The 15,115-nt window shown below is 62.9% G+C and carries 11 protein-coding genes; 4 read left to right on the top strand and 7 right to left on the bottom strand.

Going from position 1 to position 15,115, the window contains the following annotated elements; all coding sequences use genetic code 11:
- Nucleotides 1-6: 6 nt before the first annotated feature.
- The 3 genes from ACWV14_RS28180 to ACWV14_RS28170 are packed head-to-tail and all read right to left on the bottom strand — an operon-like array spanning nucleotide 7 to nucleotide 4,775.
- Nucleotides 7-3,369: a glycosyltransferase family 4 protein gene (locus ACWV14_RS28180; RefSeq protein ID WP_455342722.1), complete on the bottom strand. Its 3,363-nt coding sequence runs from the start codon at nucleotides 3,367-3,369 to the stop codon at nucleotides 7-9.
- Nucleotides 3,303-3,728, bottom strand: coding sequence for a hypothetical protein (locus tag ACWV14_RS28175; RefSeq protein WP_455342721.1), 426 nt, complete (start codon nucleotides 3,726-3,728; stop codon nucleotides 3,303-3,305). The genes ACWV14_RS28180 and ACWV14_RS28175 overlap by 67 nt, the downstream gene beginning before the upstream one ends.
- Before the next feature lie 3 nt (nucleotides 3,729-3,731).
- On the bottom strand, nucleotides 3,732-4,775 hold the full coding sequence (locus tag ACWV14_RS28170; protein ID WP_454904879.1) for a hypothetical protein: 1,044 nt from the start codon (nucleotides 4,773-4,775) through the stop codon (nucleotides 3,732-3,734).
- Nucleotides 4,776-4,966: 191 nt separating this feature from the next.
- On the opposite strand from ACWV14_RS28170, the gene ACWV14_RS28165 reads away from it, so the two are divergent.
- A complete protein-coding gene (locus tag ACWV14_RS28165) occupies nucleotides 4,967-7,123 on the top strand; it encodes a glycosyltransferase family 4 protein (RefSeq protein ID WP_454904878.1) in 2,157 nt (718 codons plus the stop codon).
- Nucleotides 7,124-7,126: 3 nt separating this feature from the next.
- Here ACWV14_RS28165 and ACWV14_RS28160 read toward each other — a convergent pair whose 3' ends face one another.
- The 3 genes from ACWV14_RS28160 to ACWV14_RS28150 are packed head-to-tail and all read right to left on the bottom strand — an operon-like array spanning nucleotide 7,127 to nucleotide 10,050.
- Nucleotides 7,127-7,828, bottom strand: coding sequence for an ABC transporter ATP-binding protein (locus ACWV14_RS28160; RefSeq protein WP_454904876.1), 702 nt, complete (start codon nucleotides 7,826-7,828; stop codon nucleotides 7,127-7,129).
- A 3-nt stretch (nucleotides 7,829-7,831) separates the two neighbouring features.
- Nucleotides 7,832-8,635 carry an ABC transporter permease gene (locus ACWV14_RS28155; protein WP_454904874.1) on the bottom strand — a complete coding sequence of 268 codons (804 nt, stop codon included), beginning with the start codon at nucleotides 8,633-8,635 and terminating at the stop codon, nucleotides 7,832-7,834.
- Entirely contained in the window at nucleotides 8,632-10,050 is a 1,419-nt protein-coding gene (locus ACWV14_RS28150; protein ID WP_454904872.1) for a mannose-1-phosphate guanylyltransferase/mannose-6-phosphate isomerase, read from the bottom strand. The genes ACWV14_RS28155 and ACWV14_RS28150 overlap by 4 nt, the downstream gene beginning before the upstream one ends.
- 294 nt (nucleotides 10,051-10,344) lie before the next feature.
- Between ACWV14_RS28150 and ACWV14_RS28145 the strand changes: the two genes are divergently transcribed.
- Complete coding sequence (locus ACWV14_RS28145) at nucleotides 10,345-12,120, top strand: glycosyltransferase family 2 protein (RefSeq protein WP_454904870.1); 1,776 nt, start codon at nucleotides 10,345-10,347, stop codon at nucleotides 12,118-12,120.
- Nucleotides 12,120-13,103 (top strand): glycosyltransferase family 2 protein, encoded by a 984-nt coding sequence (locus ACWV14_RS28140; RefSeq protein ID WP_454904868.1) that lies wholly within the window; start codon nucleotides 12,120-12,122, stop codon nucleotides 13,101-13,103. The genes ACWV14_RS28145 and ACWV14_RS28140 overlap by 1 nt, the downstream gene beginning before the upstream one ends.
- A gap of 8 nt (nucleotides 13,104-13,111) precedes the next feature.
- Here the strand turns inward: ACWV14_RS28140 and ACWV14_RS28135 are convergent, their stop codons facing one another.
- Nucleotides 13,112-13,885 carry a glycosyltransferase family 2 protein gene (locus ACWV14_RS28135; protein WP_454904866.1) on the bottom strand — a complete coding sequence of 258 codons (774 nt, stop codon included), beginning with the start codon at nucleotides 13,883-13,885 and terminating at the stop codon, nucleotides 13,112-13,114.
- A gap of 45 nt (nucleotides 13,886-13,930) precedes the next feature.
- Here ACWV14_RS28135 and ACWV14_RS28130 point away from each other — a divergent pair, with 45 nt between their 5' ends.
- Nucleotides 13,931-15,028, top strand: coding sequence for a glycosyltransferase family 4 protein (locus tag ACWV14_RS28130; RefSeq protein WP_454904864.1), 1,098 nt, complete (start codon nucleotides 13,931-13,933; stop codon nucleotides 15,026-15,028).
- Nucleotides 15,029-15,115: the final 87 nt, after the last annotated feature.

The following is a 15,115-nucleotide window of genomic DNA, read 5'->3' as shown; positions in this document are numbered from 1 at the left end:
GGCGATCTAGCAATGCCCATTCATGCTTTGTGTCGTGCTATCGAAGCCGATTGCGGATTTCAGTTGTTGTGCGCTCTGTTCCCAGGTCAGCCATGGCATTGCGTGTGTTTTCGGATGTGCATCGCGCGCATACAGGGCCAGCCATTCCTTGACTGCTGCCGACAGATCGCCGGGCTTGTCTCCATGAAAGTAAAACGCATGAGTGCCGGCAACCTCCTCGAACACCGCCAAATCGCGTGCAAGGATCGGCAATCCATGCTGAGCCGCTTCGATCAGTGGAAGCCCGAAACCTTCTCCCTCGCTGGGTGCGAGCAGACAGGAGCATTCCGTATAGATCCGGGCCAGGAACTCGTCGCTTGCCGCCTGCAGCACATACAGCCCTGCGCCGAGACGCGGATGGCTGGCGAGGCGTTTGACGAGATCATCGACCATCCATCCTGTCTTGCCTACGATGACGAGGCTTGCAGCGACGCCGCTTTCCCATAGCTGCTCGAAGGCGGCAAGAGCCTGCGAATGACCTTTGCGAGGCTCGATGGTACCAACCATGAGAAACGAGGGCTGTTTTCGCAGCTGCGCCAGTACCTCGCTCGAATTCCCGGGAAGACCGGTGCTGGGCATGCTGCCCGCGATGTCGGCACCGATGTGAAAGCTGCGAACCGTCGGAATGCCTCGTTCGCAGGCCTCCGAGTCGGCCAGGGCGATGCGTACATCGTTCGCGGTGGCTGCGGAGATGCACGCGAAGCCGTCCGCGACGCGGGCAGAGCTTTCGAACCAGGCGCTGAACTTGTCGGTCATCCCGTCCGCCCACCAATCCGGATGCTGCAGCGGCAGCAGGTCATAGACGACGAACCACATCCTGACGCCCTGTGCTCGCGCTCGCAATTGCACCGGCTCCATCGCGGGCTGCATGTCCAGATTCAGGTCCAGGGCAAGGTAGCAATCGCGCGCTTCGAACTGCACGGCGATTTCCGCCGTGTCCGAATCGATCCCGCGAAACATCCGGGAAGCAAGCCGGCTTGCGTGGCGATAGTCCGAGCCATCGAACCAGATAGGGCATACGGCAGTGTCCTTCGGCGGCGCCTTGATCAGGTTCTGCAGCAGGCTGCGCACGACTCGTTGAACGCCGGTCTTGGCGTCCGTGTGGGCCAGCGTGGACACGTCCAGGAACAGCCTGGGTTTCGGCTTCCATGCATATTGCCAGCCGTTGTCCAGGACGATTTTTCTTAATTCCTGAGTGCTTTCCGACCAGGTCAGTCGAGGAATTCCAGCGGACTCGGGCGAGCGCCCCTGCTCCTTGAGCTTCAACCATTCCTCGATGGCCAGCGCGAGCGGTTCGGCTGCTTCGCCCTGAAAGTAGAAGGCGTTTTCCCCGGCGACTTCGCGAAAGACCGGGATGTCGCGAGCAATGATTGGAATGCCCTGGGACGCGGCCTCAATCAAGGGAAGTCCGAATCCTTCGGCAAGACTCGGCGCAACAAGGCAATCGGCCTTCCTGTAAAGCGCGTTGAGCATCGCATCGCTGGCGCCTTCGAGCCAGTGGAGCCGCGTGCTTCGTTCGGGGTGCGCCTGCAATTTCAGGGCAACATCGTCAACGGACCATCCGCATTTACCCACGATGACCAGGCATGCGTCGATTTTCTTTTGCCAGAGCAATTCGAATGCTGCGAGCAGTTGCGCGTGCCCCTTGCGCGGTTCGACCGTCCCGACAGCCAAGAAGATGTTCTTGTGCTTTGCAACGGTGCCAAGAAAATCGGCAATGGCAGGGTCTGCCGCGGCCGGAGGCGCAGAGGCTTCCTCGAAGCCGAGATGCCACCAGCCGACATTCAATTTGCGCAATCTTCCGGGCTGCTCGATGTCCAGCCAAGTCAGCAGATCCTGGGCGACATCGTTGGAAATGCAGAGAATGCCGTCCGCACGGCAGATCAGGTGCAGCCATTGCGAATGAAGACGCTCCAGGCCGCTGAAGAAATATTGTGGAAAGTGAATCGGAAGCAGGTCGTAGAGGATAAAGCAGGTCCGAACCCCGCTCTGCCTGAGGATGTCGAGAAACTCGTGGCGCTGAACGATGGCGTGATGCAGATCCAGTCCCAGAAAAACGTCGCCGGCACGCGTCTCGATCACGTCGTCCCCGGGTGCGCGGCCATCCGCGGCTCCTCCGATGGAGGCGTGGTTGTCGCGCACGAAACGTCTCGCATAACGAAATCCGATGTCTTCAGGTCCCGAGTACACGGGTTCGATTCGAAAGCCCGGAGGAGGTGCGGCGAACAGCGATCGCAGAACGCCGTGAACGACCCGTTGCACTCCCGACTTTCCATCGCTTTTCACGACTTCGGAAATGTCCACAAGCAGTTGCTTGAGAGTTGGAGCCGCCTTGGCCGCGGCTCTTTCCGCGAGGGAGCGTGAAATGACGAGAAGATCGTCCGAACTCAAGAGTTCGCCGGAGGTCCGGACCACGCTGGCTACCTCGGTGACGAGGTCCACCCGGCGTGTTTCAGCGATCGAGGGACGGGCCTTGTGGAGTGCCTCCATTGCCAACAGCGCGCTCTTTGCCGTCCGGTCCCAGGAGAACTTGCTTGCCTGCTCGAGTCCATCGGTGCTCAATCTGGCGAGGGCTGCGTCATTGGACAGCAGTTCGCTCATTTTCCGAGCCAGCGCGTCCACGTCCAGTGGATCGAACATCACTTCCGAGCGACCCATCACCTCCGGCAGGCTCGTGGTGTTGGATGCGATGGTCGGCGTCCCGCATGCCATGGCCTCCAGGGCCGGCAATCCAAATCCCTCGGAAATCGATGGAAAGACGAACAATCTGCAAGCGCGGTACAAGGCAACGAGATCTTCGTCGCTCACGCGACCGGTGATGAAGAACTCGTCGGGGCCCAGGCCCTGGCTGATCGCATGTGCGCGGAAGTGGTTTTCCCGGTCGGCGGGCATGCCTCCGACAAAGACCAGCGCGTATTGCGCCCTCAGGCCAGGAGCCATCTTCGAGAAAGCATCGATGAGCCGGACATGGTTCTTGCGCTCATCGGCCCCGCTCGAATACATGATGAAGCTCTTGGCGATTCCGAACCTGCTCCTTGTGCGCGACTGATCCGCGGGCGAGGTGTTCCTCGGAGTGAAGATCCCGTCCGCCGCCGAGGAAATCGATACAACCCGCTCGCCGGGCATATCCATGTATTGCTTCGCTTCATTCGCGGCGGACTGCGAGATCGCCAAGAGCAAGTCGGCTCGCTTCAGATGTTCGACCTGGCGCCGGTAGAAAGCCTCGAATGCGGGGTTGGGGGCAAGGTACTGTTCCGGATAGATCAGCGGTATCGCGTCGTAAAAGCTGACGGTTGTCGGTGCAGTCTCGAATCGGGGGGGACCGTGCAAACGGTCTCGTCGCCGAGTCCGTCGAACAGGCTGGTGATGTGCACCACGTCCGGTTGCAGGCTCGCGATGAAGTCTTCGCGGATCAGCGCGGAGATCGCGCGGCGCGCTTCGTTCCCCGGTCGCACGACGTCCACGGGGGATACGGAGCGCCAGATTCGGATGTTGTCTTGCGGCACAAGGCCATCGAGCGCGAAACGCAAAGGCTCGATCGTGTCAGGGAAGCTGCCGTTCAGTGCGATCAGGATTTCATGATCCCCGGCGTTTCGTGCCAAGGCCTGAGTCAGCGCAAGGCTGTACCTGCCGATTCCCCGAAAACGACTCTCGTTCTGGGCGCCCTGCAGGTCGATGACGATTCTCATGGGCTACTTCGATTGGATATGCACTTCACTCAAGGCCGCATAGATCTGGGCAGCGGCAGGAGTCAGGTCGTTGATGTTCAGGGGGCGTGTGGGAGGCAGCGCGTTCGAGGCCGCTTCGGCGGCGATCGTCGTCGGCATGCCGACCGCGCTGCGAAGCTGCCGTTGCAGAAAAGCAGGCAGGACTTGCAGACCGGCCTGGATGCTGCGCTTCAAAGCCGGGTGTTTGGCGGCGGCCGACGCGCCGCTGTGCAGCACCGCCTTGATGCGCCGCTTGATGCCGCTCTTAAGGCGCTCTTCCCGAACTGCATTGCGCAGTCTGCGGAGCAAGGTACTGGCGGAGCGCATGGGGGCGGTGATCTTCCATGAGGAACTGTTCAACATGGCATCGAGCCGATGCTGTGCATGCCTCTGTTGTGCCTCGGCCAGCTTCAGTGCTGCGCGTACCTTCGCTTCATGTCGGATCCGCGTCTGGACTTCATATCGCAATTGTTGGTCCCTGGCCTGCGTCCTGGTGGCTTCCGCTCGCAGGGATTGGATGGTCGCATGGAGTTCGTGTGTCTTTGCGTCCTTGAACACGTCGGGTGGCGAAGAGAAAGCTGGCATCAGTTCCGAGTGCTCGGCCGCAACGTAGATACGACACAGGCCGGCGGCGCAGGCAAATTCGTAACGGGCCGCCATCAGGAGGCCTTCTACGCCCTGGGAGCGAGTTTGCGCCGATATGGCTTCCGTCGTCTTGATGGCGAGGACCCAGGGACGAAGTGCTTCGCTATCCCAGCCGCGCAGCACGGTTTCCTCCAGCCCATCTGCGTGGATCTTCAGCCAGTGCACCGGCTGCCCCGCGAGCGATGCGAAAGCGACTTTCATCGGCAGCATACGAGCCGGCTCCGCATGGATTCTCCGCCAGCCAAGTTCGTGGAAGGCCTTGCCGACCGGATCGATCATGGGGGCCTGCGCGCTCACGTCGATATATGTTCCCTTCGGAACATGCCCGAGCGCGCGCCAGAGCATGACGTCTTCAAAGTTTTGCGCGTATGAAATGAACGCCATGGAACTGACAATGAGTGTGCAAAAAGCTGGTCGGTGCAAACCTCGGCTGTTTCCAGAAAAACATGGACTGCTCCGATCCGCTGCTATTTTCGATTTTACGAGGCGGGATGGCGCATTCTTGGGCATGATCAGCGCTCCGGATGCCCCACCATCGAGAAGAAGTTACGTTTGCTAGTGAAAGTACATAACAAATGACAGGGCTAGATTCGCTGCGCAGAAACGTGCGACGAGTTCCCAAGGCGGCCTTTTGGCTGATCACGCCGTGGCGCATGCCTGAGCGGCTCCGCTTCCTGAGGGAGCGGGCAGCCAAAGAACGCAAAGCGAACTCGTTTAGTGCTTTGATCGAGAGGGAGCGCACGCGCCAGCAGGCGATTGCACGGGGTGACACCACTGCGTTCATGCCGCCTCTCGATCTGTACAGCGATTCCGCCTTGTCCGCAGCCGCCGGTCTGCAATGGCCGGCTCCGGCTTCCCTCACTCCGGAGGCTGTGTCCAACAAATGGACGGCTGCGCGGTTTTGCCTGGACTTGTTGCGAAGGCGTAGGGATTTGTATGGGAGGTTTCCCCATGCTTTGTCCGCGCCGGCAGAAAGAAATCCTTTCCTAGCGTGGCTTGAAAGCGACGAAGGGGCGCAAAACACAGGTCTGGCGCCGAGCTCGCAGCCACATATCGCAGAGCTTTTTTCGGAGGACTTCGCCGCGCGAGCGCGGCAGGCTTTCATGACAGAGCCACGTGTTCGGGAGGTTCTGCCTCATGGACTGACGCCGGCAGGGCAGTACAGCCTTTTCGGGTGGTTCATGCAGCACGCTTGGAGTGAGTCCGAGAGCGAACTACGGCCCGAAGAAATTCTGTGGCTGTTCATGCAAGCAGCGGAGAACCCTCGCGGCGAGTTGGCGCGTGCTTATCTGTTCACGGCCGGTTGGCAAGTACTGTTCCCGGATGCGTTGACCGTTTTCGGCTGGCCCGGCTTTGTTGTTTGGTTCGTGCAGCAATATGGTGCTGATCCTCAGTTGCTCGGCGTTGACGATTTGTTTGATTGGTATGAGCCGGCGCTGCAGATCCGTCTCGGATACGGCGCGCGAGCGGCTTGGCAGTCCAGGTATCCGTTGGCGCTTTCCGATCGCGACCAAGCACGTGCGCTGCTTCAATGGCTGGCCTTTTCCGACGACGCCGGGTTGACCGCTGTGGCTCGCCATTGGTGCCAGCAGTTGGACGTGCAGGCAGTGCTGGCATCGCTGCCGAAACCAGGCGTGAACATCATCGGACACTTCTGCTATCCGTCCGGTCTGCGCGTCTCTGTCGAATCGATCGCCGATGCTTTAGCAAGTGTTGGTGTGGACACCTCGCTGCGCGACGTACGAACGGACGCCAGGGACGACCCTCACCACGCCGATTTCGGCGGCCTCGAAGTGCACGACATCACCCTGCTTCATGTGCAGCCCGAGCCCTTTTTCCCGGAGGCCTACGTTAGGGCCGACTTGGCCGGTCGTTCGCCCCGGACCTACCGAATTGCCTATTGGTATTGGGAGTTCGACTCGATCCCCGACGCGTGGGTCGAGAGCGCGAAGCAGGTCGACGAGGTCTGGACGGCCACGGAATTCATCGCGCGTGGGTTGCGCGAACGCCTGACCCTGCCGGTTCGCACGTTGTTTCCTGGCGTGCGGCTGACTCCGTTCGAGGTCCGCGGACGCAGTGATTTCGGGCTGGACGAGGAGCGATATACCTTTCTCTTTACCTTCCACATGGTGAGCGTCATGGAGCGCAAGAACCCGTTGGGTTTGATCCGCGCTTTCAGGACCGCTTTTGGAGAGGACGACAAGGTCTCGCTTGTCCTCAAGACTTCATTCGGCGATCGGCATCCGGCGGAGTTGCAGAAGCTGCGTGATGCCGCCGTCGGTGCGAACATCAAGATCATCGACCAGGTGTTCAGCCCTGATGAAGTGCTCTCGCTCATGCACGCCTGCGACGCCTATGTGTCGCTCCATCGCAGCGAGGGGCTTGGCCTCACGATGGCCGAAGCCATGCTCATGGGAAAGCCCGTGATTGCCACCAATTTCTCGGGCAATGTCGATTTCATGGACGAGAGCAACAGCCTGCTCGTGCCTTACGAGCTCGTGAAGCTTGGCAAACCCATTCCCCCCTACGATGCCGATCTCGAATGGGCCGAGCCTTCCGTAGAGCACGCGGCGCGGCTCATGCGACGTCTTTATGACGACCAGGCGTGGGGGCGTGACCTCGGTGCCCGCGCCAAGGCGAGCGCCGAGGCCAATCTCTCGCTGGAAGCCGCAGGCCGGAGGATCAAGGCACGCCTCGAGGAGATCGAGGCGCTGCGGCGCGCAAAGCGCTGAAAGCTACTGTTCGACGATCCGCCCGTGTTCGAGGTGGATCACGCGGTTGCACTCCTTGGCGATCAGTTCGGGCGAATGCGAGGCAAGCACCAGAATGCCAGACTTCGAGACCACGTCCCGCATCCGCTTCTCCGCCTTTTCTGTGAACTCGGCATCGCCGACCGACAGCCACTCGTCCATGAGCAGTATGTCGGCCTCGACGCTGGTCGAGATCGAGAAAGCCAGGCGCATCATCATGCCGGTGGAGTAGGTGCGCACCGGCATGTTGACGTATTCGCCCAGGCCGCTGAACTCGCAGATGTCGGGCGTAAGGCGGTCGATCTCCTTCTTGCTCATGCCCATCACGAGCCCACGCAGCATGATGTTTTCGACGCCCGTCGCGTCCATCTCGATGCCGAGCGATGGATCGATCAGGCTGGCCACCGAGCCCTGCCGTGCGAACTCGCCGGACGACGGCTCGTAGACGCCGGCCAAGGTCCGAAGCAAGGTCGACTTGCCCGCGCCGTTGTGGCCGACCAGGCCGAGCCGATCGCCGCTCCTGAGCTCGAGGTTGATGCCGCTGAGCGCCTGCACGACGGTCACGCCGGTTTCCTTGCCGAAGCGCCCGCCGGTCACGGAGGCTGCAAGAGTTTTCTTGAGTGAATTGGCGCCGGCGCCATAGATCGGAAAGTTGACGGCGACGTTCTTGAGTGAAATGAATGCCATGGATCAGAGCCAGTAAACGACGCGGCGGCGGTACTTGGAGAAAAGCGCGATGGCCAGTGTGAGGCAGAGCGCTGTCCACACGAGAATGCCAATCCAGCTGTGGATGTGCGCGACACCGCCCATCAGCGGTGTGCGAAGCAGGTCCAGCATCTGGGCGAAGGGATTCCACAGAACGTACTTGGCGCGCCCGGGCAGGCTCTCGGGCAGCCAGAACACCGGCGTCAGGAACATCAGCATCTGCATCACACTTGTGACGATCTGCGTGACGTCGCGGTAGCGCGTGCAGATCAGTCCCAGCAACAGCCCCAAGGCGTGTGCATTGACGATCAGGATGGCGAATGCAGGCAGCACCAGCAGTACCGACCAGGACAGCGAAATGCCCGCCCAGATTGCCACCGGGATGTAGAGCACGATCTGGTGTGCGAACTGGATCAGGTTGCGGGCCAGGCTGCGCCAGACGAACAGGCTGATAGGAAAGTAACCCTGTTTGAGATAGTTGGACGATCCCACGAATGCATTGCATGAGTCCGTCACGATGCTGGAGAAAAAGCCCCAGAAGATGATGCCCAGCGCAAGGTGCGGAAAGAACCGGGACAGCTCGGTGCCGAACAGTGAACTGTAGAGCGGCCCCATGCCGCCGATCATCACGCCCATGCTGAGGGTCAGCCACATGGGCCCGAGCATGGAGCGCCGGTAGCGCAACACGATGTCGAACCATGCAAGGGTCCACCAGATGTCGGTGCGGCGAGTGCCTTGCCACCAGTCGGAAAAGGCGCTTCGATGGAGATTGGAATGGACTTGACTCATGTACGGCCGTAGGTGTCTGCAAGGCGGACGATGTCGTCCTCGCCGAGGTAGCCGCCGCACTGGACTTCGATGAGCACAAGCTCTTCGTCGCCGGTGTTCGTGAGGCGGTGTTTTTCTTTCAGGGGGATGTAGCGGTATTGACCGGGGAACGTCTCGTGCTCGACCTCGCCGATCTGCACGATTCCCTGGCCTTGTACCACCACCCAGTGCTCGGCACGCTGGTGGTGGTATTGCAGCGAGAGCGCTTCGCCCGGGCGAACCGTGATGCGCTTGACCTTGTAGCCATCGCCTTCCTTCAGCGAAGCGTAGGTGCCCCATGGGCGATGAACCACGGGCGGCAGGTGCACGGTTTCGTGCTTGCGTGCCTTCAGCACGTCCACCACTTTCTTCACCTTCTGCGCGCTGTCCTTGTGAAGCACGAGCAGGGCGTCGGGCGTGTCGACGATCACCAAGTCATGAACGCCCACCGTGGCGACGACCTTGGGGCCGTAGCTCTCGACCTGAACATGGGTGCCCGTGGTGTCGAGCGCCACCACATCGTCGGGCAGCGTGTTGCCGCTGGCGTCGGGAATCAGCGCGTTCGACACCGCGGGCCAGGAGCCGACGTCGCTCCAGCTGAATTTGGCGGGCACCACGTGCACATTGGATGCGTGCTCCAGCACCGCGTAGTCGATGCTGATGTCGGGCTGGAGGCCGAACGCATGCAAATCGAAATTGACCGAGGCGCCAGACGTGCTGGCGGTTGCCAGCGCCTGCCTTGCAGCCCTGATCACTTCGGGGGCGTGCGCCTCGAGTGCCGCGATGATGGTGTCGGCCGTGAAGGCGAACATGCCGCTGTTCCAGTAGTAGCGGCCCGTGGCCAGATACTTCTGGGCCGTTTCGAGGTCGGGCTTCTCGACGAATCGCTTGACGCTCTGGCTTTCGCGCGACACATGCTCGACCTCGATATAGCCGAAGCCGGTGTCGGGGCTCGTCGGGCTCACGCCGAACACCACGAGGTTGCCTTCCTGTGCCAGGCGGAAAGCCTCGGTCGCGCTCGCTACGAAGGCGTGCACGTCGGGCACGAGGTGGTCGGCCGACAGCACGAGCATCACCGTGTCGCCGCTGAACTGGCGGGCACACTGCAAAGCCGCCAAGGCAATGGCCGGTCCGGTATTGCGCCCCTTCGGTTCGAGCAGGAACGTCGTGGCCGGCGGATCGCTCATCTGCCCGAGCACGTCCTTCGTCAGGAACAGGTGATCCTTGTTGGTGACGACCATCAGGTCGCCGGTGCCACAGGCCTGACCCCGCTCGATGGCTTGTTGGAGCAGCGTGGAGTCGCCGATCTTCATGAATGGCTTGGGAAAGGCTTGGCGCGAAGCAGGCCAGAGCCTGGAACCGGCGCCTCCCGAAAGCACCACTGAGAGCAGCCTCATTCTTTTCCTTTTGCTTTGTAACCGGCCAATTTTACGGGCAGCCTCCCGGGTCCGGTCCGCCAGTGCAACGGCTGTTGCCGGCCGCTGGAGGGTTGCGAAGATAATCCCCTCCCGCGCGGCCGGCGACGCATTGTTTCGGTGTCGCTCCGTTTTTCCGGTATTTCCCCACCAGCCACGTCTCACTCGCCTCGCGGCTTTGCAATCTCTATGAAATCTGTCTATCGATTTTTCCTCGGCCTGGCCGGACTCTGGCAAGGCCCCGGAATGATGGGGCGCATCCAGCGGGCGTGGCGAATGTTCAAGAAGTCCGGCTGGGCCGGCATCCGCTGGGAGTTGGGGCGGCGCTTCGGCGGCTACAACGACTATTCGAAATGGGTGCAGCGCTACGACACCCTGACGCCGGAAGTGCGCGAGCGGATCGTCCACCGCGTTGCCGCCATGAAGGACCGGCCGCTGATTTCGGTCGTGATGCCCACCTATAACCCCAACCCGGGCTGGCTGCGCGAGGCTATCGAATCGGTGCGCGACCAGATCTATCCGAACTGGGAACTCTGCATCGCGGACGATGCTTCGCCTTCGGCCGAGGTGCGCGAGATTCTCAGGTCGTACAGCGAGAGCGACCCGCGCATCAAGGTGGTGTTCCGCCCGAAGAATGGCCATATCTCGGCGGCCTCCAACAGCGCGCTCGAACTGGTCTCCGGCCCCTGGGTCGCGCTCATGGATCACGATGACCTGTTGCCCGCGCACGCTCTCTTCTGGGTGGCCGACTGCATCGCGGCCCATCCTGACGTGAAGCTGATCTATTCGGACGAGGACAAGGTCGACGAGGGCGGCCACCGCTTCGGGCCTTACTTCAAGTCGGACTGGAACATTGATCTTTTCCGCTCGCAGAACATGTTCAGCCACCTGGGGGTGCTCTCGACCGAGCTCATGCGCTCCGTCGACGGCTTCCGCGTGGGCATGGAGGGCTCGCAGGACTGGGACCTCGTGCTGCGCTGCATGGAGCGCATCGAGCTGGGCCAGATCCGCCACATTCCGCGGGTGCTCTATCACTGGCGCGTGCATGTCGAGAGCACGGCCAAGTCGATGAACGCCAAGCCCTATGCCGCGATCGCGGGGGAGCGCGCGCTGAACGAACACTTCGAGCGCACCGGCGTGCGCGCCACTGCGGAACACCTCGATTTCGGCTACCGCGTGCATTACGCCTTGCCCGAAGTCTTACCGTTGGTTTCCGTGATCATCCCGACGCGAAATGCCTTGCAGCTGACCCGCCAGTGCGTCGACTCCATCCTGCAGAAGACCAGCTATTCGAACTACGAAATCATCATCGTCGACAACGGCTCCGACGATGCGGACACGCTGGCCTGGTTCAAGCGTATAGCCTCCGAAAAGTCGAATGTCCGCGTGCTGCGCGACGACCGCGACTTCAACTACGCGGCGCTGAACAACGGCGCCGTGGCGGCCGCCAACGGCGAAATCGTCGCGCTGGTCAACAACGACATCGAGGTCATCACGCCGGACTGGCTGAGCGAAATGGTGAGCCTGGCCGTGCAGTCGGGCGTGGGCGCCGTGGGCGCGCGGCTGTGGTTCCCGAACAAGACCCTCCAGCATGCCGGCGTGATCCTGGGCGTGGGCGGCATCGCCGCGCATTCGCATCGCCGCATGCCCGCCGGTCGTGAGGGCTATGCCGGCCGTGCGGCACTCATCCAGTCGTTCTCGGCCGTCACCGCGGCTTGCCTCGTGATCCAGAAGCGCCATTACCTGCAGGTCGGCGGGCTCGACGAGGTCAACCTGAAAGAGTCCTTCAACGACATCGATTTCTGCTTGCGGCTGCGCGAGGCCGGCCTGCGCAATGTCTGGACGCCGTATGCAGAGCTGTTCCATTACGAGTCCGCGACGCGCGCCAAGAACGTCACGCCGCAGAAGCAGGCGCAGTTTCAGCAAGAGGCCGCCTACATGCAGCAGCGCTGGGGCGCTCTCATACAGAACGACCCCGCCTACAGCCCCAACCTCATGCTCGCCCGCGAGGACTTCAGCTACGCCTGGCCCCCCCGCGTGTCTCCGGCCTGATGACCCTCGACATCTCCGTAGCCCTCTGCACCCGCAACGGCGCGCGCTATCTCCCCGAGCAGATCCACAGCATCTGCACGCAGGTGCCCTTGCCGCGCGAAATCATCGTGTCCGACGACGGTTCGACCGACGACACGCTGGCCGTCGTGCGCGACACGATCGCCCGATGCGGCGTGGCGGACCAGATCGCGCTGCGGGTGTTCAGCAACACGCCGCCGCTGGGCGTGACGCGAAATTTCGAGCAGGCCGTGCGCGCCTGCAGCCACGAACTGATCGTGCTGTGCGACCAAGACGATGTCTGGCACCCCGGCCGCCTCGCGCGCATGGCGGCGCAATTCGAGGCTCGTCCCGACCTGCTGCTGCTGCACACCGACGCGCGCCTCGTCGATGCCGAGCTGAAGCCCCTGGGCTCCACGCTCTTCCATGCGCTCGAAGTGCAGCCCCCCGAGTTGGAAGCCATTGCGCATGGCGACGCCTTCAGCGTGCTGCTGCGGCGCAACCTCGTGACCGGCGCGACCACCATGTTCCGCGAGACTTTGCTCGACGCGGCGCTCCCGTTCGCGCCCGAGTGGGTGCACGACGAGTGGCTGGCCGCCATCGCCGCGGCCACGGGCCGCATGGACGTGCTGCCCGAGCCGACCATCGACTACCGCCAGCACGCCAGCAACCAGATCGGCGCCCGGCGGCTCACGCTGTCCGAGAAGATCGCCAAGGCTTTTGCCGAACGCGGCGACAAGCACGTGGCGCGGCTGCATCGCGCCGATGCGCTGCTGCAGCGCCTGCTCCGCCTCGGCGACCGGGTGCCGGCTGCCCGCCTGAACGCGCAGCGCGCCAAGGTGGCGCACCAGCGCTTCAGGGCCGAGTTGCCAAGGGCGCGCCCGCTGCGTGTGGTTCCGATCCTGGTCGAGGCGGCGCGTGGGCGCTACGCCCGCTTCGGCCGGGGCGGCCATGCCATCGCGCAGGACCTGCTCGAGCGCGGCTGACTAACCGGTCAGCGCGCCGGCGCCTTCGCCGCGAGCCGCCGGTACCGCCAGAACGACCCCGACAGCCAAACTTTCAGCAGGCTGGTCACGTGCCAGTACAGGTATTTCTTGCTCCGGTGGCTGTCGCGCTGGGCGTCGTGCCGGGCCGTCAGGTCTTCGCCGACTTGCAGCTTCCAGCCCGCCAGCCGGGTGCGCGCGCAGATGTCGAAGTCTTCCCCGTACATGAAGAAGCGTTCGTCGAAGCCGCCGACCTTGCGATAGGCCTCGCTGCGAAACAGCATGAACAGGCCGGGAATCCACGCCGGCACCCGTGGCCGAACGTAGCCGGGTTTCTTGCGCCCGACGATCTCCAGGGGCGTGAGCAGCGCCCGGTGCGGCTCGGGCGTGTTCTTGCCCGGCTCCAGGATGCGCGGCGTCAGCAGGCCGGCATCGGGGGCGGCCTGGGCGAGCAGGGGCGCCAGTACGTCGCCGTCGAAGCGGATGTCCGGGTTGAGCACCAGGAACCAAGGTGTGGCGCAGCGCTCGAACGCCTGGTTGTGATTGGCGCCGAAGCCCTTGGGGCTCGCGTTCTCGATCCTTTCCACCTCGAAACCCCAGTTTCGGCCCGCGAGCACGTCGGGCTCGGGAATGTTCAGCGTGAGGACCACCTTGGCGGTCGATGCACGGCTGTGACGGTCCAGCTGGTCGAGCAGCGGCAGCACCAGCGCGAGCTGGCCGTGGCTCACGATTGAAATGGTGATCGGGGTAAATGGAGCGGGGAAGGGGGAGGGGGGTGTTGGCATGGTCTAATTTCGCTCGGGAATTCTAGGGTTCCCCAACCCCCACACATGATTGCTCTGATCGTCATCAGTTTCTTCGTCGCCGCCTTCTCGGTCCAGGTGTTCATGCGCCGCGCGCGCAGGCATGCCCGGATCTACGGCGCTGACATGCCCCAACGCTTCCACAAGGGCCATGTGCCGCGCCTGGGCGGTGCGGGCATCCTGCTGGGCATGGGCGCGGCCTGGCTGGCCGCCGGCATCACCGGCACCGACCCGTTCAACGTGTCCTGGCCGGTCACCACCTCGATGCTCACGCTGCTGTGCATTGCCCCGGCCGTGCTCGGCGGCATCGTGGAAGACGTCACCCAGCGCGTGAAGGTGCGCTACCGGCTCGGGCTGACCATCGGTTCGGCGCTGCTGGTGTGCTGGCTGCTGGGACTGGGCGTGGCGCGCACCGGCTTCGAGACGGTCGACGGCTGGCTGGCGATGATTCCCTTTGCCACGGTGCTGTTCGCGGCGCTCGCCATCGGCGGCCTGCCGCACGCCTTCAACATCATCGACGGCTACAACGGGCTCGCGGGCACGGTGGCGGTGCTGGTCTGCCTGGCCATTTCGCACGTGGCGCTGCAGGTCGGCGACCGCCAGCTGGCGGCCATGGTGGTGTGCCTGGTCGGCGCCACCTTCGGCTTCCTGGTGTGGAACTACCCGCGCGGCAAGATCTTCGCCGGCGACGGCGGTGCGTACGTCTGGGGCATGGTCATCGCCGTGGCCTGCGTCACGCTGGTGCAGCGGCACCGCGTGGTGTCGCCGTGGTTCCCGATGCTGCTGCTGATCTACCCGGTTTGGGAGACGCTGTTCTCCATCTACCGCAAGCTGGCACGTGGCCAGTCGCCCGGCACGGCAGACGCGCTGCACTTCCACCAGCTGATCTTCCGCCGCATCGTGCGCGTGGCCTTTGCGGACGACGAGGCCCGGCAACTGCTGGCGCGCAACAACCGCACCTCGCCCTACCTGTGGATGTTTGCGGCCATGTCGGTGGTGCCGGCGGTGCTGTTCTGGAACAACACCTACGTGCTGATGTTCTTCTGCCTGCTGTTCATCACCACCTACGTGGGTTCCTACCTGATGATCGTGCGCTTCAAGGTGCCGCGCTGGCTGCGCCCGTGATCAGGCACCCCAGGCTCCGCGCAGTCGGTCAGTTGGCTGTCACCGCGATTGCGCGAGAATTTGAGCTTCACCTTATCGTCCACCGCT

The organism is Variovorax durovernensis, from assembly GCF_977011995.1.
Note: the sequence above shows the minus strand (reverse complement) of the source record. Positions and strands in the feature narration are given on the sequence as shown.